Here is a 23610-nt window from a genome sequence, read left to right as displayed (position 1 = left end):
CTTTATTTCTTGCTTAAGCTGTTTACTGTCTGACTTTACTGTTTTATTTGAAGGTGGTGTTACTAAGTCTTTCTTCCATTGCTGAATATGATGCGGATAAAGCCCTATATTACGGCAGTATTCATTTATGGCGGCTTCATCTAAACTTCCACACTCAATTACTGCGTTGAGTCTTTCTTCTAAACTCCAGTCTTGTGGTCGTTTTTCTGCTGTCATTTGGCTACCCGTCTGGTGTATTTCAAGTTGATGCTTTTTTGCCAGTGCTATCCAACGTTGTAACGTTGAATAACCGACACCTAAGTCATCTGCAATATCTTCTAAGCGAACATCATCACATTGAGATAATGCTTTTTCAACAGCTTGAACTTTAAATTCTTGTGTAAATTGACGTCTCATTTTATTTGCCTCTGCTAAATGTTAGAGGCGACAACTATCCTGACACAGGGGGTTATTTTGTCACTACCTCTAAAAGCGCAGCGTCTCTTAGCCCTCTTTGTGCATAATTTTCTTAAAGATCTTATTGCACTGAGAGAAGGGAATGAGTAGTAAATGAGAAATCAAAGCGACTAACCTAAGTACTAATTATTTTGTCACTACCTCTAAAAGCGCAGCGTCTCTTAGCCCTCTTTGTGCATAATTTTCTTAAAGATCTTATTGCACTGAGAGAAGCGAATGAGAAGTAAATGAGAAACCAAAGCCACTAACCTAAGTACTAATTATTTTGTCATTACCTCTAAAAGCGCAGCGTCTCTTAGCCCTCTTTGTGCATAATTTTCTTAAAGATCTTATTGCACTGAGAGAAGCGAATGAGAAGTAAATGAGAAACCAAAGCCATTAACCTAAGTGACTAATTATTTTGTTACTACCTCTAAAAGCGCAGCGTCTCTTAGCCCTCTTTGTGCATAATTTCTCTTAAAGATCTAATTGTAATGCTAGGGCAAGTTTCGGGATTAAGCTCGTAACCCGATCCCCGAAGCCCGTTAACTTTCCCCTAGACAAAAAAAGACCCAGAGCTATAAGAACTCTGGGTTATAGAGGGGCTCGTATTTGAGCCCTGCGCTAACTAAAGACACTTTCAGATTCTTAGGGAGAAGAAGAAAGTTATTTAAGTATAGTCAAAAACGCTAAAAATACACATTTTTGTTCGTTTTTTATACTGTCGTAATTACAGTAAGTTACATTTGTTATGCACATCTTTATTAGAGTTTACGCCCAGTTTATTAACTGCGTATTTTGTACTAAATCTCGTGGTAAAGAATTTTTAACTTTATTTTTTTGCCATTTTCCTAAGCCAATAGGGCAGCCACATAAAGTTAGGATCACTTCGCCGCTGGCTTTGGTTACCTCTATTAGGCGTATATCTTTCCCATTAAAGTAATCGTTAGCCTGTTCATTGGTTAATGCCAGTACATTACTTTTACACTGCTTTCCAAATACGGTGGCAAATTCGTGCGTTAGGCGTACGCCATTTTTATGAATAACGCCTACCTGAATACCTAATCGCGCATATTTAATTTTGTTTTGAATCACTTCAAATTCATCAGGAAACAGCCAAAGCTCTTTGTCGCGTTGTTTTAACGTACCTGGCAGACTCGTTAAACTAAATTGCTTTTTGAGAGAGCTCATAAACTCATCTTGCTGTTTACTGTCAAATTGGTTAAACGGGAACGCGCCTTTTTTAACTTTTAATGTTTGGTTTTCGCAACTACTGTGCTTTTTAAATTTGGCAATAAAAAAACCTTCGCTGTCGAACGTTTGCGGCCAAACATGTAAGTAGCCCTCTGCGGTAGTGGCTTTATCAGCCCCTGGGAATAAGTCGCTTAATGACTCAGGGCTTATATATTCGCCAAACTCATCTAATAACGCACTACATACTTGCTGGTTTTCGAGTGGAGTTAACGTACAGGTTGAATACACTAATGTGCCACCGGGTTTAAGTGCATAAAACGCACTTTTAATCAGATCTTTTTGTACTTGGGCAATGGTAATATTTGACTCGATAGACCAATTTTTTAGCGCGTCGCTATCTTTACGAACCGTGCCTTCGCCTGAACAAGGAGCATCAAGTAAAATGCTGTCGAAGCACTCAAACATGTAATTGCCAAATACCACACCATCAAAATGCGATAGTGCACAGTTACCTACACCCATACGCTTCAATGTCGCACTGAGCACTTTTAAACGTGACGACGACAGCTCATTGGCCACTAGCACGCCTTGATTGTTCATTAACGCGGCAAGTTGTGAGGTTTTTGAACCCGGTGCCGAGGCCATATCAAGAACCGTTTGGCTGGTTTGTAAGCTTTGTTTTAGTGCCATTGGCGGCAACATTGAGCTTGCCTCTTGTACGTACATAGCCCCGCTTAAGTGTAAATCGGTATTGCCCAGCGCTAGGTTTTGCTCTTCATCGTTTGGGCGCTCTAACCAAAAACCTTCGTCGCACCAAGGAATAGCGGTAAGTTGCCAGTTTTTTTGAGCCGCTTGTTGCTTAAACTCTTCAACACTCATTTTTAATGTATTAACGCGAACAGATTTACGCAGTGGACGACGACATGCACTTAAAAAGTCATCTAAGTTTAGGTGCTCGGGTAAATAGGTTTTTACGTCGTTAATAAATGGCTCAGGGATATAAGTGTTTGCGTCCACGTTTTGGCTCATACAGTCAAAATAAAGCAGGATAATAGCATTTTTAACGATTTTTTTCAGTGTTAAAAACGAAATAGTAACCCTTTAAAGGTGTCGACACCTTGTTGAGTAAAATAGCTTAAATACAATCTTTCATTATACTTTTGGCTAATAATGTCGACAATGTGGTGGTTTTTCACTCGATTTAAGTGGTTCTAGGGTTGACAGGTATAAATAATAAGCACATAGTTAACCCATAAATTGTCGACAATATAAAAAACTTTATGACACAGCACTTTTTGAACGACACCGCAGTTACAACCGCTTCCGATAAAGTGTTTGTAGATATGCGCCGCGAGATAGTAGAAGGCAGTATTGCACAAGGCAGTAAAATATCAGAGCCGGAACTTGCAAAGCGTTATGGTGTAAGCCGTGCAACGCTTAGAGAGGCATTAAATCGTTTAGAAAGTTGTTATTTAGTTGAGCGCAAAGCCAATATAGGTTGTCGCGTTGTGGCATTAACCGCAGAGCGTTTAATTGAGGTGTATCAAGTGCGCAGTGCCCTTGAAGGACTTGCATGTAGGTTAGCTGCCGACAATATGGCAGCCGATGAAGTACAAAGCTTGAAACAATTACTTAATCAGCATTTGCAAACTCAGCGTGTTAAAGAAGGTGAGTCGTACTATCAAGAAGCCGGCGACTTAGATTTTCATTACAGAATAATCAAAGGCAGTAAAAACGCTCACTTAATACATTTGTTATGCCACGACCTGTACCAATTAATAAGAATGTACCGTGTGCAAATGGGCATGGTTGGGCCACGCGTATCGAAAGCGTTTGACGAACATTTAGCCATTATTAACGCCATAGAAAACCATGATGGTGAGCTCGCTGAAATGCTAATGAAGCGCCATATAAGCGCTTCTCAAGCAAATATACAAGCAAAATTTGATAGATATCAATCAGTACAAGCCACTCAAAATGAAGTGGTTAACTAGGGTCTGTTGACCTTTGCGGATTAAATTTTGAAAGGTCAATAGACCCTAATACATATGTCACATTATTAAAAAATACTAAGTTGCCAAAGAGCAGCCCCGTTCAAAGTTAGGAGAAGGTAATGTCAGCAGGATTAAAATTTAAACAGGCAATTGCAAATAACCACCCGTTACAAGTGGTAGGTACTATTAACGCGTACACCGCGATGATGGCTGAAAAAATGGGCCATCAGGCTATTTACTTATCGGGTGCAGGTGTGGCTAATGCCTCATTTGGTATGCCAGATTTAGGGATGACCAGCCTTGATAACGTGCTTGAAGATATTCGCCGTATTACCGGTGCTAGCGATTTACCTTTGTTAGTTGATGCCGACACAGGTTGGGGTGGGGCGTTTAATATTGCCCGTACCGTTAAAGAAATGACTAAAGCGGGGGCAGCAGGCTTTCATATTGAAGACCAAGTGGCCCAAAAGCGTTGTGGCCATCGCCCTAATAAAGAAATAGTTACCCAAGCTGAAATGGTAGACCGAATTAAAGCGGCGGTTGATGCTAAAACCGATAGCGATTTTTACATTATGGCGCGTACCGATGCGTTTCAAAAAGAAGGCTTAAATGCGGCGATAGACCGTGCAGCAGCTTGTGTTGAAGCCGGTGCCGATGCGATTTTTGCAGAAGCGGTTCATGATCTTGCTGATTACCAAGCATTTACTAAGGCGATTAATGTGCCTATTTTGGCCAATATTACTGAGTTTGGCCAAACCCCAATTTACACCAAAGAGCAACTAAGCGATGTGGGCGTAGAAATGGTGCTTTACCCATTAAGTGCATTTAGAGCAATGAATAAAGCCGCACTTAACGTGTATTCAGCAATTTTGAATGAAGGTTCTCAACAAAGCCAAATTGAAAACATGCAAACGCGTGCAGAGCTTTACGACTTTTTAGATTATCACTCGTACGAAAACACGCTAGATAACCTTTTTTCAGCAAAATCTGACAAATAATAAAAAATTCAACAGGAGACAAATCATGGTAGATAAAGCATTAGGTGGCGCAGGCTTACGTGGCCAAGTAGCAGGACAAACAGCATTATGTACAGTAGGGCAAACAGGCTCAGGTTTAACTTACTGTGGTTACGACATTAGCGAACTGGCTGAAAAAGCGCAGTTTGAAGAAGTGTCGTTTTTACTTTCTCGCGGGGAGCTACCAACATCAAGCGAACTGGCAGAGTACAAAGCAAAACTTAAAAGCTTGCGCGGTTTACCAGAGGCACTAAAAACAGTGCTTGAGAACATTCCAAAAGAGGCACATCCAATGGATGTAATGCGCACAGGGTGTTCTATGCTAGGTAACCTTGAAATGGAAAATGACTTTAGCGAAGCAAACGATGCGATTGACCGTATGGTGGCAATTTTCCCAAGCATTATTTGTTACTGGTATCGTTTTACTCATGACGGTGTTCGCATCGAAACACAAACTGATGATGATTCAGTAGGTGCACACTTTTTAACGCTATTACACGATAAAGCGCCAAGTGAATTATTTGCACAAGTAATGAATGTATCGCTAATTTTGTACGCAGAGCATGAATTTAATGCCTCTACCTTTACCGGTCGCGTGTGTGCATCAACGCTTTCTGATATTCACTCATGTGTAACTGGCGCAATTGGTACCTTACGTGGTCCACTGCATGGTGGTGCCAACGAAGCCGCAATGGATATGATTGAAAGCTTTAGCAGCGCCGATCAAGCTGAAGACGCGCTAATGGGGATGCTTGAGCGTAAAGATAAAATTATGGGCTTTGGCCACGCAATTTACCGCGAGTCAGATCCACGTAACGTTATTATTAAAAAGTGGTCTGAAAAATTAGCCGCAGAAGTGGGTGATGAGGTGCTTTACCCGGTATCTGTTCGTTGTGAAGAAGTCATGTGGCGTGAGAAGAAGTTATTCTGTAATGCTGATTTTTTCCATGCATCGGCGTACCACTTTATGGGTATTCCTACTAAGTTATTTACGCCTATCTTTGTAATGAGCCGTGTAACCGGTTGGACAGCACATGTAAAAGAGCAACGTGCAAATAACCGTATTATTCGCCCAAGTGCTGATTACACCGGGCCAGATGCGCGTAGCTACACGCCAATCGAATCAAGAGGCTAATTAGTTAGCGTTTAAGGTGAGCCTAGCTCACCTTTTATTGTTTATAGCGCTGATGATTACTCATTATAGCGCTGATGATTACTCATTATAGCGCTTTAGCGTACTCTCCTCCGTCACCAAATTAGCGAATTTATTATGACCATTATTAATAACACCCAATACCGTAAGCCTTTACCAGGCTCAAATGTTGATTACTACGATACCCAAGCCGCCGTCGATGCCATTAAGCCAGGCGCATACGCTACACTACCTTACAGTTCGCGTGTATTTGCCGAAAACTTAGTGCGTCGCTGTGAGCCCGAAATGCTAACCGATGCGCTTAACCAAATAATTGAGCGTAAACAAGACTTAGATTTTCCGTGGTATCCGGCACGCGTTGTATGTCATGACATTTTAGGCCAAACCGCACTGGTTGATTTAGCGGGCCTGCGCGATGCTATCGCTGCAAAAGGCGGCGATCCTGCAAAAGTAAATCCGGTTGTACCTACTCAACTGATTGTGGATCATTCATTAGCTGTTGAGCACGCAGGTTTTGATCCCGATGCATTTGAAAAAAACCGCGCCATTGAAGATAGACGCAACGATGACCGTTTTCATTTTATAAACTGGACCAAAACAGCGTTTAAAAATATTGATGTGATCCCACCGGGTAATGGCATCATGCATCAAATTAACCTTGAAAAAATGTCGCCGGTGATTCAAAACCGCGATGGCATTGCCTTCCCAGATACCTTAGTAGGTACCGACAGCCATACCCCGCATGTTGATGCATTAGGTGTTATTGCTGTCGGCGTAGGTGGCCTTGAAGCCGAAAGCGTAATGCTTGGGCGCGCATCATATATTCGTTTACCAGATATAGTGGGCGTAGAGCTTACCGGTAAACGCCAGCCTGGCATAACTGCAACCGATATTGTACTGGCGATTACCGAATTTTTACGTGAGCAACGTGTGGTATCGACTTACCTTGAGTTTTACGGTGAAGGGGCTGATGCACTAACCCTTGGCGATAGAGCCACCATTTCGAACATGACCCCAGAATTTGGCGCCACCGCTGCTATGTTCTACATCGACGATAAAACTATTGATTACTTGCGTTTAACAGGCCGTGATGAAGATCAAATTGCCCTGGTAGAAAACTACGCTAAAACAGCAGGTTTATGGAGTGATAGCTTAAAAACTGCTCAATACGATCGCGTACTCAAGTTTGATTTATCAAGCGTAGGGCGCAACATTGCAGGGCCTTCAAATCCGCATCGTCGTGTATCTACCAGCGATTTAGCAGCGCAAGGTATTTCGGGTGTTGTTGAGAACGAAGAAGGCTTAATGCCAGATGGCGCCTGTATTATCGCCGCTATTACCAGCTGTACTAATACCAGTAACCCGCGCAATGTAATTGCTGCAGGTTTATTGGCGCGAAATGCAAACGCTAAAGGCTTAATGCGTAAACCGTGGGTTAAAACCTCATTGGCGCCGGGTTCAAAAGCGGTGCAGTCGTACCTTGAAGATGCAAACTTACTCACTGAACTAGAGCAACTCGGTTTTGGTATTGTGGGTTTTGCCTGTACTACCTGTAACGGCATGAGTGGTGCGTTGGACCCTAAAATTCAACAAGAAGTGATTGACCGCGATTTATACGCAACGGCTGTGCTTTCGGGCAACCGTAACTTTGATGGCCGAATTCATCCGTATGCTAAGCAAGCGTTTTTAGCGTCACCACCTTTAGTAGTTGCTTATGCAATTGCGGGTACCATTCGCTTTGATATAGAAAAAGATATACTCGGTAAAGATCAGCAAGGTAACGATGTAACCTTAAAAGATTTATGGCCATCTGATGAAGAGATAGATGCGGTTATCAAACAAAGCGTAAAACCAGAGCAGTTTAGAAAAGTATACGAGCCAATGTTTAACTTAACTGTTGATTACGGCGAAGATAACGACCCACTTTACGATTGGCGCCCAGAAAGTACGTATATTCGCCGCCCACCTTATTGGGAAGGAGCTTTGGCAGGTGAGCGCAGTATGACAGGTATGCGCGCGTTAGCAGTACTTGGCGATAACATTACAACCGATCATTTATCACCCTCTAATGCGATTATGGCAAGCAGCGCGGCAGGTGAATACTTAACTAAAATGAACGTACCAGAAGAAGACTTTAACTCATACGCCACTCACCGAGGCGATCACTTAACCGCTCAACGAGCTACATTTGCAAACCCTAAACTATTGAACGAAATGGTATTAGATGAAAACGGAGAAGTGAAGCAAGGCTCGTACGCACGAATAGAGCCAGAAGGTGAAAACACACGCATGTGGGAAGCAATCGAAACCTACATGCAGCGTAAACAGCCACTCATTATTGTGGCAGGTGCTGATTATGGCCAAGGCTCTTCGCGCGATTGGGCAGCAAAAGGCGTTAGGCTTGCTGGTGTTCAGGTTATTGCAGCCGAAGGGTTTGAACGTATTCACCGTACTAACTTAATTGGTATGGGCGTATTGCCGCTTGAATTTAAACCAGGCACAACGCGTAAAACACTTAATCTAGATGGTAGCGAAAGCTACGACGTGAAGGGCGAACCAACACCAGGTGCAACCCTAGAGCTTGTTATTACGCGTAAAAATGGCGAGGTATTAAACGTACCCATGAAATGTCGACTAGATACGCAAGAAGAGCTCTCTATTTATGCGGCAGGCGGTGTGTTACAACGCTTTGCGCAAGACTTTTTAGAAGCCACGCAAGCATCATAAGGACACACGTTTATGTTTAAACCACAAATTAAAGTGCCTGCGACCTATATGCGTGGTGGCACGAGTAAAGGGGTTTTTTTTAATTTAACCGATTTACCCGCACCTGCCCAAGTGGCAGGTGCGGCGCGCGATAGCTTATTATTACGCGTTATTGGTAGCCCAGATGCATACGGTAAACAAACCGACGGCATGGGCGGAGCAACCTCAAGTACCAGTAAAACGGTTATTTTGAGTAAGAGTGAACAGCCCGATCACGATGTTGATTATTTATTTGGTCAAGTCGCCATTGATAAAGCGTTTGTTGATTGGAGTGGTAACTGCGGAAACTTAACCTCTGCCGTGGGCGCGTTTGCCATCAGCAATGGTTTAGTTGATAAATCTCGCGTACCGGATAATGGCATTGCTATTGTGCGCGTATGGCAGGCGAACATTAAAAAAAGTATTTTAGTGCATGTACCCATGACTAACGCTCAAGTTCAAGAAACCGGTGACTTTGAGTTAGATGGTGTGACGTTTCCTGCCGCTGAAGTAAAGCTTGAATTTATTGACCCTGCTGATGGTGATGGTGCGCTATTTCCAACAGGCAATGTGGTTGATGATTTAGAAGTACCAGGTGTGGGGACATTAAAAGCAACTATGATCAACGCAGGTATCCCTACTATTTTTGTAAATGCCAGCGATATTGGTTATTCCGGTACTGAGCTACAAGATGATATAAACGCTGATGAAGCCGCACTCACTAAGCTTGAAACCATTCGTGCCTATGGCGCGGTAAAAATGGGACTAATTAATACTATTAATGAAGCGCAAGCACGCCAACACACACCTAAAGTGGCGTTTGTGGCTGCACCGCTTAATTACAAATCATCAAGTGGTAAGCAGGTTAATGCAAGCGATATAGATTTGTTAGTACGTGCAATGTCAATGAGTAAGTTACACCATGCAATGATGGGCACAGCCGCCGTGGCTATTGGCACAGCAGCCGCAATTGACGGAACATTAGTTAATTTGGCCGCTGGTGGCGGTGCTATTAACGAGGTTAACTTTGGTCATCCATCGGGCACACTTAAAGTAGGTGCCGAGGCGGTTGTTACAAATGGCCAATGGCAAGTGACTAAAGCGAGTATGAGCCGCAGCGCACGTGTATTAATGGAAGGCTGGGTAAGAGCGCCATTTGATTATGACTAACTAGCACCCAAAATACGTACTATAGTAAAATAATAAGCCGCGAACTTAACTTAGTTTGCGGCTTTTTTATTCAGTCATTCAATAGGTTGTAAAATGTACTTTGTTGAGGGGTGCCCAATAAACAGCAACATTTTTTCTGTTATGTCGGCAAATATTCACTTATATTAAAATGAACATTAGGGTCTGTTGACCTTTCAAGGTTAAATTTGCAGTAGTCTGTTTGGTATTTAGGCAAGGCAGAGCCTATGTGGTGTGGTTATTCCCCATAAATAGGCGATAACGCAGCATCAATGCCAAACAGGCGCTGCCCGAAGGGTTCTGCCTAGGGGCGATTTACTCTTTGTTGCCTAAATGGATGTAGGTAAGGGGCGTGAGCAGGACGCCGAAGCTTTGCTCGGTTTTTACTTATTCTTACATGGATGTAAGCCAGTAGAATAACGCAGGAGCAGTTATCGAGTCCACTAGGTTACAAACCTCGCGCCGCGATTAAACAGCTCCTAGTTTGAACAAATTGTAATCCGCAAAGGTTAACAGACCCTAGCCCGTGTATTTTTTCAATACAGTTTGTACGGAGTGCATTAATGGATTTATCAAGGCTAAATGCAGAAAGGTTAATACAAAACTTACAAACCGGTGTGGTGGTGCATTCACCAGACACAGGAATTTTGTATGCAAATCCTGCGGCTTTAAATATTTTACGTTTAACAAAAGAGCAAGCGTTAGGGCGCGACTCGTTTGATAGTAAATGGAAATTACTGGATGAATTTCGTCAACCACTGCAGAGTTCTCAGTATCCTGTTAGTGTTGTTATTAAAACCCAAAAACCATTGATGAATCTTGAAATAGGTATATGTGACAGCTCAAGCGACGAAATTACATGGGTGCTATGTAACGCTTATCCAGAGTTTGACGAGCAGAACAACATTGCTGAAATAGTCGTCACTTTTATCGATATTACTCATCAAAAACAAGCTATTCCATTTAAAGAAATTGTTGAATTAGCCAGCGACGTTATTTTAGTTACCGAGGCAAGCCCTATTACTAATGATGGCCCTAAAATTGTTTATGCAAACCAATCGTTTACTAAAGTAACGGGTTATCATTTAGATGAAGTTAGAGGTAAAACGCCGCGCATTTTACAAGGCGCTAAAACTCAACAAGCCACACGCGATAAAATTAGGCATGCGCTAGAAAATAAACAGCAAGTATCTGAGCAAATTCTAAATTATAAAAAATCAGGTGAGCCTTATTGGATTGATATGAATATTTTTCCATTAAAAAATGCGTTAGGTGAGGTGGCTTACTATGCAGCGATTGAGCGCGATATTACAAAAATGAAGCAGTATCAAGCACAACTAAAAGATTTAACCATTAAAGATCCGCTTACTAATTTGCTCAACCGAAGAGGGTTTATGGAAACAGCTAAACTTGCACTTGATGAGTGTATTAAAGACAGCCAGCACTTAACCCTTACGATGATAGATATAGATCACTTTAAGCGCATTAACGATCAATTTGGACACGAAGGCGGAGATAGTGTGTTGCAAAGCATAGCTGCTACGTTTAAATCATTTTGTGACAGTGATGATATTATAGCGCGTTTAGGAGGAGAAGAGTTTTGCATTGTTTCGCCTACCAAATGTGTCAGTACCGTTGTTAAAACCTTAGCAAAGTTGCAAGATCATTTAAAAGATAACCCAGTGCAGTTATCAAGTGGCGGGCAGGTGAGTTATACAATAAGCAGTGGTGTATCAAGTTTGACTTCTGAGTCGTGTTCGCTGCAGGGATTATTAAGAAATGCCGATACCGCACTTTATAATGCAAAAACAACCGGACGGAACCAAACGGTGGTGTTTAACCAAAGCCTCAGACTATGAGTAGATATAACTGAAAACAGGCACGCTCAAATTTAGCTGCCTATGGCTTAATCGAGGTTATAACACTGCTGTTTTTTATTTTTTATAAAGCGCTCAAATTCATTATTTGCACGCATATTCGCTATTTCTGCGTTGATATCATCTAAGATAAATTGCCAATTAGGCGTACTTTTACTGATTTCATAATACAGGGCTTTGTATTCTATGCTTGGCGTTAATGCAACTAGCGCACTAAGCATCCTCTTTTTTTCTCTAGCTGATAATAGTGATTTATAAATACTGGCTTTTAGCACTTCTAAGTCGGCAACAATAAGCTCAACCCGACCATTTAAAAGCAAATGAATAAGCTGATACTCACTGTTAGCAACGATGGTTTTTATTTCGCCTTGTTCAATAAGTTCATCTAATTCTTTACTATTTTTATATGAACGTACCACCCCCATAACCCTGTTTTTTACAGACTCAATACTGCCATCGTAATTTATGCTGTGATCTCTAAGTGCTACAAATGATAAGTCGCCACCAGGAATGGGCTCAGATAACGCCAATAACTGATTACGTGTTTTGGTTAAAATGTTTTCTGACATTACATCGTCACTAATAAAATACTCAGGAAATAAAATATCAGCTTTACCTAATTCAGCTTCACGAACGGCACGCGCCCAAGGGTAAAACTCTATATGTACACCATAGCCGCGTTTTACTAACATGCTTACTGTAAGTTGATATAGCCAGCCCTTATTGCATAAGTGATCGTCTATATAAGGGGGCCAATTAAGTGTAACTAAGCGAAGAACTGTATCGGCTTTTAAATTATAGCCATAGCCGCTTTTGTATTTCTCTCCGGGAAGTGTGATATTTTTATTGTCGACCGTATAGGTTACTGGCGCAGGTTGTGCGTAAGTGAAAAATGATAGTACTAAGGCAGCGATTAAAAATATTCTCATAAGGATAATGCATTTTTATCTTTAATTTTAAGTTTAGTGCGTTATTTGGAATAAACAACTTAAATAGTGAGGTTCTTCTAGTATACAAACAATTAAATATAGCCTTAAAAAGCGATAGCTATTAACATGCAAAGGTAGGTAATTTCACTTTAATACGACATAACAACAAAAAGTCTTTTTACTAGAGGGAATTTTTATGGCTAACAAGCCAATAAGTGAAGACAATCCATTTGCTAATTTATCTGATGTGCAGTGTAAGCAGATCCAAAATTGGTACCAAAAGCATATTTCTTCAACCTTACATTCTTTACTTAAAGGCAGTAAGTCTGGGCAAGTTATTGAGAGTAAGTTAGAAAGTACTTTAAATAAAGCGCTCTCTCAGAGCAAACAGCTTACTACTTATGCTATTGAGGGTAATTCGAGTATTAAATTAAAAAATGCCAGTGTTATGGCTGAGCTTAATGATACCCGTGATTTGTTTTATGGCGCGCAAGTTAAAATAAATAAACTAGAGCAAAAAATAACAACCAGTGCTCAAGAAATACAATTATTAGAGACAGAAAAAAGCGAATTGCAGCTAGAAGTACGTAGCTTAAAGCAACGTTTAAATCACGTACTTTCAAGGCTAGAATCGCAAGGTGTCTCATTCCAAAAAAGCCATTATGTAGGACGTATATTAGTTCAGGCTTTGCGAGCAAGTTTTGAAAATTGGCAGCAAACTCCACAAGGAGAGCCCTTTAAAAATCATGATTTTTACAAGCTTTTCCCGCGTGTTTTGTACTCAAGCTTATTAAAGGAAATAGAAAAACTGCTAGGGGAGCACGATTATAATCAAATCGAGCGTTCACTTAGTGATTTTGTGTTTAAGCAAAAGGGCTCGCCTGTAGAAAATTGGCCAGATGAAGACCCGATTTACGAGACGCGGTTAATTAACCAAAAGCAGTCAGAGCTGTTAATAAAATTACATAGCCAACACCTGCAACGAAAAAACTTTACGTCCTATTTAGAAAAACGCCTTTCTAGTACTGGCTTTACCCATAAACACAGTGATTTATTGATGACGCTGGTTGAGTTTGCGACACACGATGAAAATAGCAAATTTTCTAGTTATTGCCATTAAGTTATTAGTAATGTTATTAGTATTAAAGCAGCACCACTAAATATCATGTTGTTGTAGGCTAAGTATCTTTAATTTGGTTGCTAGGGTATTTTGTGCAAGTGTTTTTTTTACTATTTTATAAAGTGTGTTTACATTAAGTTGGTGTGTAGGGCGAATTAATAATTGGTGTTTATAGGTTTGCGCGACGCGTTCAGAGATAAGCAGCTTTTTTTTACTTTCTGGGTATTTATTCAGGTATTGATTTAAGTAAGAACGGGTAACAATCGCCATATCGCTGCGTTTTTTTAATACTAATTCAATACTTTTTTTATGACTGCTCAGTAACGTCATTTTATATTCGTTTTCAAGTATTGATGGATTGTTTTCAAAGTTTGCTAGCTGATAGTGATAGCCTAAAATCCCAATGAGGGTTTTATCGTCTAAGTTATCAAACCAAGCTTGTGACTTTGCAAATTGCTTTAAAGCAATAAATACTTCGCTGTCTGTTGCTATCACAGGGGAGTTACTGATTATATGGTTGCCTTGCAGCCACCCCCAGTTTGGATCTTCAAAAAATACCGCATCGAACAAACCTTGCTGATAATCTTTAAAGCGCCGAATAGGTGTGGTGAGCACAAGCTCAAAATGATAGTCAGATTGTATTTTATTGAGTTCGCTAATTAGCTCTACGGTAAGGCCTGAAGCACGGCCGTCAACAATCTCTATGTAGGGAGGAAATTCATAGCCACCCACTTTGACTAGGGTTTTAGCTTGAACTTGCCCAGCAAAAATAAATAGCAATAGTAATGTAATGAGTGCGGCAGACTTCACAGGTAAATCCTTTCCTAGAATACTTTCTGATATTTCATCTTATAAGATAGCCTACTTGTTAACATAGTATTAATTTTCAAGCAATAAATTCTGACTTTGCAACGTGATTAAATGGATGTTACCTAATATTTATTAAGGAAGTTTAGAGCGTGTGCGCTTTTTTGGAGCTTTTTGATGTTGGCGTTGCTTGATGGCGGGTGTTTCCCCAATGTCGGGTGGCGCGGCTTCGCCACTTAACTGACCTACGTCCTTAATAATTAACGTAGGTTGGATAAGTCAGAGGCGCCATCCGACGATGTTGGATAATTCGGAGGCGTCATCCGACGATGTTGGATAATTCGGAGGCGCCATCCGGCGATGTTGGATAATTCGAAGGCGTCATCCGACGATGTTGGATAAGCCAGAGGCGCCATCAGAAGATGTTGGATAATTCAAAGGCGTTATCCTAAGGTATTGAATAACCCAGAGGTATTAGCCGTTTATTATAAGGAGATTTTTTGTGAGATATCGTAGAAATTATCAACCGGGAGGAACGTATTTTTTTACGGTTAATTTGCAGGATCGTAAAGAGTCATTATTGGTTGAGCATATTGATTTATTGCGTGGGGCTGTGCGCTGGGTAAAATGCATAAACCATTTTATATTGATGCGTGGGTGGTGTTGCCTGATCATATGCATGCAGTGTTAACTTTACCCAAAGGTGATAGCGATTATTCTGGCCGTTGGCGCGAAATTAAAAAACGTTTTTCTAAAGGCTTGCCTAAAAACGAACATGTATCACTCGCACGCATTAATAAAAATGAACGAGGAATTTGGCAACGCCGTTTTTGGGAGCATACCATTGTTGATGAACGTGATTATTGGCACCATGTAAATTATGTTCATTTTAATCCGCTTAAACATGGTTTGGTTGAACGGGTAGTTGATTGGCCTTATTCAAGCTTTCATAAAGCGGTCGCATCAGGAATGTACAGCCGTAATTGGTGTGGGGAATAATATAATATATTTTATGTCGGGTGTTTCACATACGTTAACAATAATGAACGTAGGTCGGATAAGCCGGAAGCGTCATCCGACGCTGTTGGATAATTCAGAGGCGTCATCCGACGATGTTGGATAATTCAGAGGCGCCATCCGACGATGTTGGTATTGGTCATTACCGGTTCAGGCTTTGCTTTATGTTGGATGGCGTTTGGTGTTGGAATGCAACCTAATGTCGGGTGGCGCGGCTTCGCCACTTAACCGACCTACGTTCTTTTTGAATTGGTACGACTGAGTGGATTCGAACCACCGACCTTTGGAGCGGGTGATTAAGAGTAGGTAGTGCTTTTTCTTGAGGTGTTTTTTGAATTGGTACGACTGAGTGGATTTGGAGCATTGACCCTTGGAGCGGGTGATTAAGAGTAGGTAGTGCTTTTTCTTGAGGTGTTTTTTTGAATTGGTACGACTGAGTGGATTCGAACCACCGACCCCTACCATGTCAAGGTAGTGCTCTAACCAACTGAGCTACAGTCGTACAATATGAAATTCTTAAACTTTAAATACAGCATTTACTCATTTTGGTACGACTGAGTGGATTCGAACCACAGACCTCTGGATCGGGTGATCAAGAGTAGGTAGTGCTTTTTCCTTTATCGTACTTTAAATACAGCATTTACTCATTTTGGTACGACTGAGTGGATTCGAACCACCGACTTCTGGACCGGGTGATCAAGAGTAGGTAGTGCTTTTTCTTTCAACGTACTTTAATTAAATCTTTAAAAATTTGGTACGACTGAGTGGATTCGAACCACCGACCCCTACCATGTCAAGGTAGTGCTCTAACCAACTGAGCTACAGTCGTACTATGAGTTTACGTACTATTTAATTCATCCATGAAGCTTCATCCTGTCGGCGTCCTGCCTCCACCTCGTTCGGCTGCGAAGCTTCGCTTCGGTCCAATCTCGCCCAACTGAGCTACAGTCGTACTTCTGTATTTAAAAATTGTTAATTGCTTAACAACGGTCGCTAATATATAGCGTGATGAGTGGTGAATCAAGCATGTTTATGGTTTTTAAGTTTATTTGCCGTTTTTTTATTCATATTGGACTGATTTCGCACGTTTTATAAAATTTTTGCCACCAGATAACATGCTCTTTTGCTGACGCTTTTAGCTGAGAGAGTAAGTTGTTAGAATTTGGGTCAAGTAGGGCATTTACCGCTTCACTACTCACTGCTTGATTAAACCATAGCTGCATATAAAGCGGCTGCAATGTTTCTAAATACCCGCTCAGCTGTGCTTGATAAGGCTGTATTTGTTTTAAATAATATTTATTAAATATATTACTGACAATTTTAGCCTGCTGCTTGTTTTTCCCTTTAGGGCAGATATCTTCTACTACTAATGAATTTACAAACTGGGTTGCTGTATGATTTAAGCTAATTTGTTCTCGCGCAGCTTGAATAAGCTGTTGGTCAAATTTGTATCTGTTGAGCGGTTCAAGCGCTGACAAAATATCATCGCTGTTTATTGCCATACTCCCTTTAGTTTCTATTTGGTGTTTAATGGTCGTTAGCTTTTTAAGCGCCTCAACCGTGTCACTAAACCCAGCCGGTTGGGTGCTGAGTTCTTGGCCAGTTAGCTGCCAAGTGCTGCTCAGTTCAGGTTCACTATATAAAACATTATTAAAATAATGAGTGAGTTGAGTTTGTTTTTGGTTTTTTGCCGCTGTAATTTTACTGTGAACGTTGCTTTGTTTATCTAAGGTGTTTAAACAGTTTTGCGCGCTTTGAATAAAATCTATTTGGTACTTCAATTTACTAGCAGCGGTGGCTGTTTTGCCTAATTGATTATTATGCTCGCTTATCAGAACGTTAAGTTTACATTGGCTAATACCAGCTAGTTCAGTTATGCCAATTTTAATCGCAGGTTGCAACGCTTCAACTGGCTTTACTAAGGCTAATTGTTGCAGTGGCTTTGTGTGTGGCTCAGGCGTTTGTAAGGTATTACTCAAGCGAGACAAATAGGTTTTATTTGCCTCACTGGGCTGCTCTGAGCAGCCCAAAAGCACCATACAACATGCCGCCAATAACCAATTAAGCGGCAGTTTGGTATAGATTGATTGTTTAAGAGAGAATAAATGGTTCACGTTTAAATCGCCTATGAACGGTCAGCATCAGTAGTATAGCTGCAACTGATAAGCCAACGATAATACCTATCCAAAAACCATGAGGGCCCATTGCTGGCACTATTATGTCTGTTCTTGCTAATACGTAGCCTAAACTAAAGCCGATTAACCAATAAGAAATAAAAGTGATATACGAAATCGGCGCTGTGTGTTTTAAACCACGTAAAATACCGTTTGCAGCTACTTGTAATGCATCAGGAAGTTGGTAAATACAGGCTAAAATCATAATTGATGAAGCAAGCGCAAGTACCGCAGGGCTATCGCTATATAATTGGCTGATCACATCACGCCCTATAAATGTAATAAAAGCGATAAACAACGCAACCATAGCCGCCATAATATAACTTGTTGATACTGCTACTTTTAATTGATCTAAATGATTTTGCCCAAATAAATTACCAATTCGTATGCTAATGGCAATTGAGAGGCTCAGAGGCATCATAAATAATAGTGCAGTCACACTGGCTGCAATTTGATGGCCAGACACAGCCACCGCACCCAAATGCGCAATAAACAGGGGAATACAGGCAAACAAGGTCACTTCAAAAAAAGTAGCGAGTGAAATAGGAATACCGAGTTTGGTAATAATACCAATGGTTTTAAAATTGGGTTTTTCAAAGCCAGTTAATAAGCCTTTGGCATCTATTTTTTTACTCAGCTGGCAATAAGTAACTTGCGCAATAGCCATTACAGTAAATACCAGTGCGGTGGCAATACCACAGCCAGCGCCCCCAAATGCGGGTAGACCAAATAAGCCCTTAATAAAAATATAATTGAGTGGGATATTTACCGCAAGTCCGAGTAGGCTGATATAAAACGCAGGCTTGGTCATCCCCATACCTTCGGTCATATTTCTATACACGGTAAAAATTAAAAAACCAAATACACCCCATTTAACAAAATGAATGTAATCAAAAGCAAGTCCCGCAATCGCCGGGCTAGTATCAAGCTGTAAAATAACGGTATTGGCAAGCTGGGCAGCACAAAAACCTGCAATACTCAAAAGGAGCGTTAAATAAAGCGCTTGCTGAAAATAATGGCTAATGCCGTTGCGATCTTTAGCACCCGCAAATTGAGCAATGACTCCCGTTAGGGCTAATAGAATACCTTGTATTGCTAATAAAATTGGGTTCCATATTCCTGTAGCAATTGAGAGGGCAGCGAGATCGGTTGGACTCACTTGTCCGGCCATAATGGTATCAACCACTGACATTAATACTAAGGTCACTTGTGCTAAAAAAACGGGAAAGGCGAGGGAAAGTAAACGTTTAGCTTCCCAACTACAAAAAGTCATAAAAAACAGCTATTCAGAAAAACATGGGCGCATTGTAATCTATTGTGATTGCTCTATCTATGTAGACAATCAGCGAATCTATTAAATTGCTGCATAAGCTTACTTTTGTTGCGAATAAAAGTGCTATTAAGTGAATTATTTTAGCGATTGATACGTTAAACTAGCACTTTGTTAGAAAGAGAAGCGATTTTTATGTTTACCGGTATTATTCAAACTCAAGCAACAGTAGTCTCTAGAACCCATACGCAGGGTGTATTACGTTTAGTCGTTTCTGTTAATGAGCAATACGTAAAGCATTTAGACTTAGGTGCTAGCATCGCTATAAATGGTTGCTGCTTAACGGTAGTTAAAGTAGAGCTTAGTAATCAAGATGTAGTGGCTCAAGTGCATTTTGATGTTATTGACGAAACTTTGCAGCTTACTAACCTTGGACAACTGGAATTGGGTAGTTTAGTCAATTACGAGCGTTCAGTGTCGTTTGGTACTGAGCTGGGTGGGCACATAGTCTCTGGCCATATTCATTGTACTGCCAAAATAGCGCAAATAGTTAAACTAGAAAATAACTATAAAATGCAGCTTAGCCTTCCAAAAAAATGGCAAAAATATGTGTTATACAAAGGGTTTGTATCTATTAATGGCGCCAGTTTAACGGTTGGCAATATTGATGAGCATGGCTTTTGGTTACACTTAATACCAGAAACACTCGATATTACTAATTTAGGTGCAGCCGTTGTAGGTGATGAGTTTAATATAGAAGTTGATCAGCAAACATACACTATTATAAACACCGTCGAAAACTACATGCGCCAACATAGCTAAAATATTTGTTCGTCATCGCTGTCCACGTGTAACTCTAACTTATTACGTGCATAGTCTATATGCATATTTAAATGAATTAGATTACAGCAAGCACTGCATTCTTCATAGTAGTCTTGGTCGCCCATACTGGCATCAAGGTCTAAATGAATATGGTGTCCACAATGTGGGCAGGCGATACGTTGTGATAAAAAGTCTTTCATAACCCCCCCTTAAAAATTAAGTTACTTTACCTAGATAGCACATAACGGCTTAATACTAAGTAGCTTAAACTCTGACTAAATGATTTACTCATATTGAGCTATCAACATTGATTTATTACAAATAAATTCAATGCAATTAGCGTTAAAAATAACGCTCGAATAGATTTATTTTGTAGAATTCAAGTATAAGTATAGTGCTTATATTTTGTTTACTCATTTATTTAAGTTTAGTAGTTTTTCAACGTGTTCTTTAGCCTGATTTAGGTAATGGCCTGCATAAATATTGGCATGGTTTAAAATAGGGTAAAGCTGATAAATAAGCTTACGATGTTGGTAGTTCTGAGAGAGTGGATAATGATGATCATAGGCGCTATAAAATTCATCGGGTAATGGGGCAAAAAGTTCACTCATAGCAATATCGACCTCTCGATCACCGTAATAGCAGGCAGGGTCAAATAGGGTCGGAATATTATTTACAAATCCCATGTTTCCGCGCCAAAAGTCGCCATGTAATAATGAGGGCAAAACATGATGATTATGCAGTTGCTCTTTTACTAAATTTATCAGTTGTTCGGGGTCTGCCAGCACAATGTCTTTTTCAGCTAATAGCTGTAATTGCCAACCAATACGTTCTTCTGCAAAAAATACATCCCATTTTTTATGCCATTGATTTGGTTGAGGCGTAGAGCTTAAATAATTGTCTGTATCAAAACCAAACATCGCTTGCTCGTGTTTTTGATGTAACATGGCAAGGTGTTCACCCATCGTTGACCAATGCGTGTGGGGAAGGTCATCAAGTGTAAGCCACTCTAATACAATAAACGCATATTCTATATTGGCGCCAGTTGTAATACAGTCGGGCACCATAAATATACTGTTTTGAGTGAGTTGTTTTAAGCCCTGTGCTTGTGCTTCAAAGCGATCAAGCTCATTTTTTTGCGCAATTTTAACTAAATAATTGTGCTTGCCATCACTTATATGGAAAAGCTTATCGGTTGATGTGTTTTGCAACTGACGTTTATGGGTGTGTTTAAAATCGTAATGGATAGCTTGGCTGATCTGTTGATTGATTGTTTTCCACATAACAATTGCTCACCTTTTAAACCTATAAATAAACTATGGCAAAAAGGGATTAAATAAACAAATTAATCGGTGTAAAATTAAGACTATCAATTTCTGATACAAATCACTGAAACGGAATAAAAATGAATAAAAGTTTTATCACTAACTTATTGGCAGCGTGTTGTGTTGTTATTGGTTTTGTATTTGATCAAGCCATTGTACTTTCGGTGGGCTTATTTGCACTCTCTGGTGCGGTTACAAACTTACTCGCTATTCATATGCTATTTGAAAAAGTCCCGTTTTTATATGGATCGGGGGTGATTGCGCTCAAGTTTGAAAGCTTTAAAGTAGCTATAAGAAATTTAATACTTACGGAGTTCTTTTCTGAGCATAAAATAGACAAGCTTCTAAGCAAGGCGCAGCCAACGATAGACTTTGAATCGGTAATTGAAAAGGTAGATTTAAATCCCGCTTTCGATAATTTGTTATTGGTGATAGAGCAATCACAATTTGGCAGCATGCTGGCAATGTTTGGCGGTACAGAGGCGGTAGAGCCAATGCGAGAAAAATTTATCGAAAAAATGCAATTATCACTGGTACAAATAAGCGACACCGACGATTTTAAAGTGCTAGTAAGCGACATGCTTACTCAAGGAAATAACGCGGAAAGCTTACATAATACGGTACTTAAATTAGTGGATGAACGCCTAGATGAACTCACCCCTAAAATGGTAAAAGAAATTATTCAAACCATGATCCGTGAGCATTTAGGTTGGCTCGTTGTATGGGGTGGGGTATTTGGTGGCTTGTTTGGTTTGTTGGCAGCGCTTATTTAATAATAAATACACGTTAAGCAGGTACTAAGCCCTGCTTAACGTGTTTGATTCGCGTAAATTGAACGTATTAAAACCGATTTCCTAGTCATAATTTAGGTTATTTAGATCCCGCCATAATAACCACCATCAGTTTATTTACCTTTGCCAAATCCCTTATTGATGTGCTGGTGGTAGCCTCAATATTGAAAAAGCGTGCTGATTTGTCTAAATCATAAAGCGCTACAAAATCATTCATTGATAAATCATTGCAGCGTAATTTTTTGCCAATTACATGCTTGTTGATATGGAGCTCTTTAATTGTTTCGTGCAGTGTCAGTTGTTTGTTAGATGCAACGGCCATGCAAACTTGTGTACCGGGTGATGAATCAGCGGCAACAAAAGTGGTTGCCATTACAGGCGCTGTTAATGTTGCTGCGCCCAATAATACAGTTGAATATAGAGTTGCTTTGAAAGAAATCATAGTATTTGCCTCTTTGTTTATGTGCAACTTAAGTATTGTTTAATGTAGCCAGAATGTTGTTAACTGAATGGGGCAAGCTGTAAGAAGATGTGTATATAAATTATGCAATTTTGTAGGTGTATGAAAAGTTGTTCATAAGTAACCTGAACTATGGATAATAAATCTATCTCAAGCAGCTATTTTCAGCGCTAACTGCGTTGAATTTACTTGCAATAGGCCCGCTATTGACGCGAAAATTCGCCTTGTTTTCACTGTAAATTTCTAGCTGGAGAAAACGAACTAAATTATTAATATAATTCAATATGTTAGTAAATATCTTAACCAAAGTTCAGGTTAAGTAATTTATTTTTGACACACTTTAGCGTTTTCATACTGAAATATTTTTTCAGACTGTTATTATCGCGCCCTAAATTTGTGGCATTTTATATTTTTGGAGCGCAATTGTGAATAAAACGTTAGCTAGTTACTACCAGCAAGCTTATGCGTGTGAGCAACAGCATTTTAACCAATGTTTTTATTGCGGCTGTGAGGCAACAGAGCGCGATCATTGCCCACCATTGCACATGTTACAAAGTATTATTGATTTAGGCGAAGAAGCAGATTTTGTTGCTATTGCGGCTTGTTATGAATGCCATGCATTACTTCATAATGAACGCTTAATGACCATTGATGAGCGTTTTAGTAAGCTTAAAAAGAAACTATCAAATAAATACGCCAAGCCCTTACGTGTGTACAACATGTGGGAAGAAAGCGAGCTTGGCGACATGAGCGATGAATTTGCGCACAGCATTCAAGCGGGCATGAAACTCGGTAAAGAAGCGGCTGAGCGACTCGCCTTTACAGGGTTTAGTTATGCCACTGAAGAAGCGCGCGTTACGGTGCGCGAAAAAACCAAAGAGTTTGATGTAGAAGGCACCGTATTTACCGACTTTAAAGAAGCGCTTAACTATTGCATTACTGTATTAAAAGTACAAAAAAGTGATTTTTATAAAATTTTAGTCGAGGATTATCAAGGCGATTTTAATAAGGCATTGAGCCAATACAGGCATCGTCATGATAAAGTCACCGCCGCAAAAGATGGTAATACATTAATTAAAGATTTTTCAAAATTACATAAGCAAAATTCGGATTTTGTAACCCGAACGGTTAAACACTTTATTAGTAAAGATCCATCGCTCACCACTGAAGGGGCACTGGATAAGCTTTATAACAATTATATAAAAAAATAATTACAGAAACTCACCTTAAATAACCGCCTTTTCACCTGTTTTTTTAGCTTTATGCGTTTGCTTTCGCTAAAGTAGTAAAAAA

The 23610-nt window shown here is 40.2% G+C and carries 19 protein-coding genes, 2 tRNA genes and 1 pseudogene; 11 read left to right on the top strand and 11 right to left on the bottom strand.

What is annotated here, in order from left to right; all coding sequences use genetic code 11:
- Together ND6B_RS18200 and rsmF are read right to left on the bottom strand one after the other, a co-directional pair.
- Window positions 1-396, bottom strand: a 396-nt coding sequence (locus ND6B_RS18200) for a transposase (protein WP_033102530.1), incomplete at its 3' end; no start/stop codon positions are given.
- Between the two features lie 810 nt (window positions 397-1206).
- The gene (gene rsmF, locus ND6B_RS18205) at window positions 1207-2646 is read right to left on the bottom strand and encodes a 16S rRNA (cytosine(1407)-C(5))-methyltransferase RsmF (protein WP_033102529.1); all 1440 of its coding nucleotides are present in this window, start codon (window positions 2644-2646) and stop codon (window positions 1207-1209) included.
- Window positions 2647-2909: 263 nt separating this feature from the next.
- Here rsmF and ND6B_RS18210 point away from each other — a divergent pair, with 263 nt between their 5' ends.
- The 6 genes from ND6B_RS18210 (at window position 2910) to ND6B_RS18235 (ending at window position 11584) form a co-directional block, all read left to right on the top strand.
- The gene (locus ND6B_RS18210; protein WP_033102528.1) at window positions 2910-3623 is read left to right on the top strand and encodes a GntR family transcriptional regulator; all 714 of its coding nucleotides are present in this window, start codon (window positions 2910-2912) and stop codon (window positions 3621-3623) included.
- A 119-nt stretch (window positions 3624-3742) separates the two neighbouring features.
- A complete protein-coding gene (gene prpB, locus ND6B_RS18215; protein WP_013464731.1) occupies window positions 3743-4621 on the top strand; it encodes a methylisocitrate lyase in 879 nt (292 codons plus the stop codon).
- Window positions 4622-4646: 25 nt separating this feature from the next.
- Window positions 4647-5774, top strand: coding sequence for a bifunctional 2-methylcitrate synthase/citrate synthase (prpC, locus tag ND6B_RS18220; protein ID WP_033102527.1), 1128 nt, complete (start codon window positions 4647-4649; stop codon window positions 5772-5774).
- Window positions 5775-5909: 135 nt separating this feature from the next.
- Complete coding sequence (acnD, locus tag ND6B_RS18225) at window positions 5910-8519, top strand: Fe/S-dependent 2-methylisocitrate dehydratase AcnD (RefSeq protein ID WP_033102526.1); 2610 nt, start codon at window positions 5910-5912, stop codon at window positions 8517-8519.
- Window positions 8520-8531: 12 nt separating this feature from the next.
- Complete coding sequence (gene prpF, locus ND6B_RS18230; RefSeq protein ID WP_033102525.1) at window positions 8532-9707, top strand: 2-methylaconitate cis-trans isomerase PrpF; 1176 nt, start codon at window positions 8532-8534, stop codon at window positions 9705-9707.
- A 581-nt stretch (window positions 9708-10288) separates the two neighbouring features.
- On the top strand, window positions 10289-11584 hold the full coding sequence (locus ND6B_RS18235) for a sensor domain-containing diguanylate cyclase (RefSeq protein WP_024601685.1): 1296 nt from the start codon (window positions 10289-10291) through the stop codon (window positions 11582-11584).
- A gap of 47 nt (window positions 11585-11631) precedes the next feature.
- Here ND6B_RS18235 and ND6B_RS18240 read toward each other — a convergent pair whose 3' ends face one another.
- Window positions 11632-12531 (bottom strand): substrate-binding periplasmic protein, encoded by a 900-nt coding sequence (locus ND6B_RS18240; protein ID WP_033102524.1) that lies wholly within the window; start codon window positions 12529-12531, stop codon window positions 11632-11634.
- Between the two features lie 196 nt (window positions 12532-12727).
- Between ND6B_RS18240 and ND6B_RS18245 the strand changes: the two genes are divergently transcribed.
- Complete coding sequence (locus tag ND6B_RS18245) at window positions 12728-13651, top strand: hypothetical protein (protein WP_016899868.1); 924 nt, start codon at window positions 12728-12730, stop codon at window positions 13649-13651.
- A gap of 36 nt (window positions 13652-13687) precedes the next feature.
- Here the strand turns inward: ND6B_RS18245 and ND6B_RS18250 are convergent, their stop codons facing one another.
- A complete protein-coding gene (locus ND6B_RS18250; protein WP_033102523.1) occupies window positions 13688-14461 on the bottom strand; it encodes a transporter substrate-binding domain-containing protein in 774 nt (257 codons plus the stop codon).
- Window positions 14462-14960: 499 nt separating this feature from the next.
- Between ND6B_RS18250 and ND6B_RS19515 the strand changes: the two are divergent.
- Window positions 14961-15457, top strand: a pseudogene (locus tag ND6B_RS19515) (REP-associated tyrosine transposase).
- A gap of 443 nt (window positions 15458-15900) precedes the next feature.
- Here ND6B_RS19515 and ND6B_RS18255 read toward each other — a convergent pair.
- The 4 genes from ND6B_RS18255 to ND6B_RS18270 all read right to left on the bottom strand — a co-directional run bounded on the left by ND6B_RS18255 (window position 15901) and on the right by ND6B_RS18270 (window position 18922).
- Window positions 15901-15977 (bottom strand) — tRNA-Val (locus tag ND6B_RS18255).
- A gap of 250 nt (window positions 15978-16227) precedes the next feature.
- Window positions 16228-16304 (bottom strand) — tRNA-Val (locus ND6B_RS18260).
- Window positions 16305-16539: 235 nt separating this feature from the next.
- Window positions 16540-17589 (bottom strand): DUF3080 family protein, encoded by a 1050-nt coding sequence (locus ND6B_RS18265; RefSeq protein WP_033102522.1) that lies wholly within the window; start codon window positions 17587-17589, stop codon window positions 16540-16542.
- Window positions 17567-18922 carry an MATE family efflux transporter gene (locus ND6B_RS18270; RefSeq protein WP_033102521.1) on the bottom strand — a complete coding sequence of 452 codons (1356 nt, stop codon included), beginning with the start codon at window positions 18920-18922 and terminating at the stop codon, window positions 17567-17569. The genes ND6B_RS18265 and ND6B_RS18270 overlap by 23 nt, the downstream gene beginning before the upstream one ends.
- A gap of 192 nt (window positions 18923-19114) precedes the next feature.
- On the opposite strand from ND6B_RS18270, the gene ND6B_RS18275 reads away from it, so the two are divergent.
- Complete coding sequence (locus ND6B_RS18275) at window positions 19115-19741, top strand: riboflavin synthase (protein ID WP_033102520.1); 627 nt, start codon at window positions 19115-19117, stop codon at window positions 19739-19741.
- Here the strand turns inward: ND6B_RS18275 and ND6B_RS18280 are convergent.
- Together ND6B_RS18280 and ND6B_RS18285 are read right to left on the bottom strand one after the other, a co-directional pair.
- Window positions 19738-19941 carry a CPXCG motif-containing cysteine-rich protein gene (locus ND6B_RS18280; protein ID WP_008464077.1) on the bottom strand — a complete coding sequence of 68 codons (204 nt, stop codon included), beginning with the start codon at window positions 19939-19941 and terminating at the stop codon, window positions 19738-19740. The two genes, ND6B_RS18275 and ND6B_RS18280, sit on opposite strands and share 4 nt — an antisense overlap.
- A 213-nt stretch (window positions 19942-20154) precedes the next feature.
- Window positions 20155-21024, bottom strand: coding sequence for a fructosamine kinase family protein (locus ND6B_RS18285; protein ID WP_033102519.1), 870 nt, complete (start codon window positions 21022-21024; stop codon window positions 20155-20157).
- Window positions 21025-21146: 122 nt separating this feature from the next.
- Here ND6B_RS18285 and ND6B_RS18290 point away from each other — a divergent pair, with 122 nt between their 5' ends.
- Window positions 21147-21839 carry a hypothetical protein gene (locus tag ND6B_RS18290; protein ID WP_008465150.1) on the top strand — a complete coding sequence of 231 codons (693 nt, stop codon included), beginning with the start codon at window positions 21147-21149 and terminating at the stop codon, window positions 21837-21839.
- A 97-nt stretch (window positions 21840-21936) separates the two neighbouring features.
- On the opposite strand, the gene ND6B_RS18295 is transcribed toward ND6B_RS18290, so the two are convergent.
- Window positions 21937-22299 (bottom strand): DUF3718 domain-containing protein, encoded by a 363-nt coding sequence (locus ND6B_RS18295; RefSeq protein ID WP_033102518.1) that lies wholly within the window; start codon window positions 22297-22299, stop codon window positions 21937-21939.
- Window positions 22300-22742: 443 nt separating this feature from the next.
- Between ND6B_RS18295 and ND6B_RS18300 the strand changes: the two genes are divergently transcribed.
- Window positions 22743-23528: a hypothetical protein gene (locus ND6B_RS18300; RefSeq protein ID WP_013464747.1), complete on the top strand. Its 786-nt coding sequence runs from the start codon at window positions 22743-22745 to the stop codon at window positions 23526-23528.
- Window positions 23529-23610 lie beyond the last annotated feature (82 nt).

The organism is Pseudoalteromonas sp. ND6B, assembly GCF_000764215.1.
GTDB lineage: Bacteria > Pseudomonadota > Gammaproteobacteria > Enterobacterales > Alteromonadaceae > Pseudoalteromonas > Pseudoalteromonas tetraodonis.
This window is presented reverse-complemented; position numbering and strand designations above follow the sequence as displayed.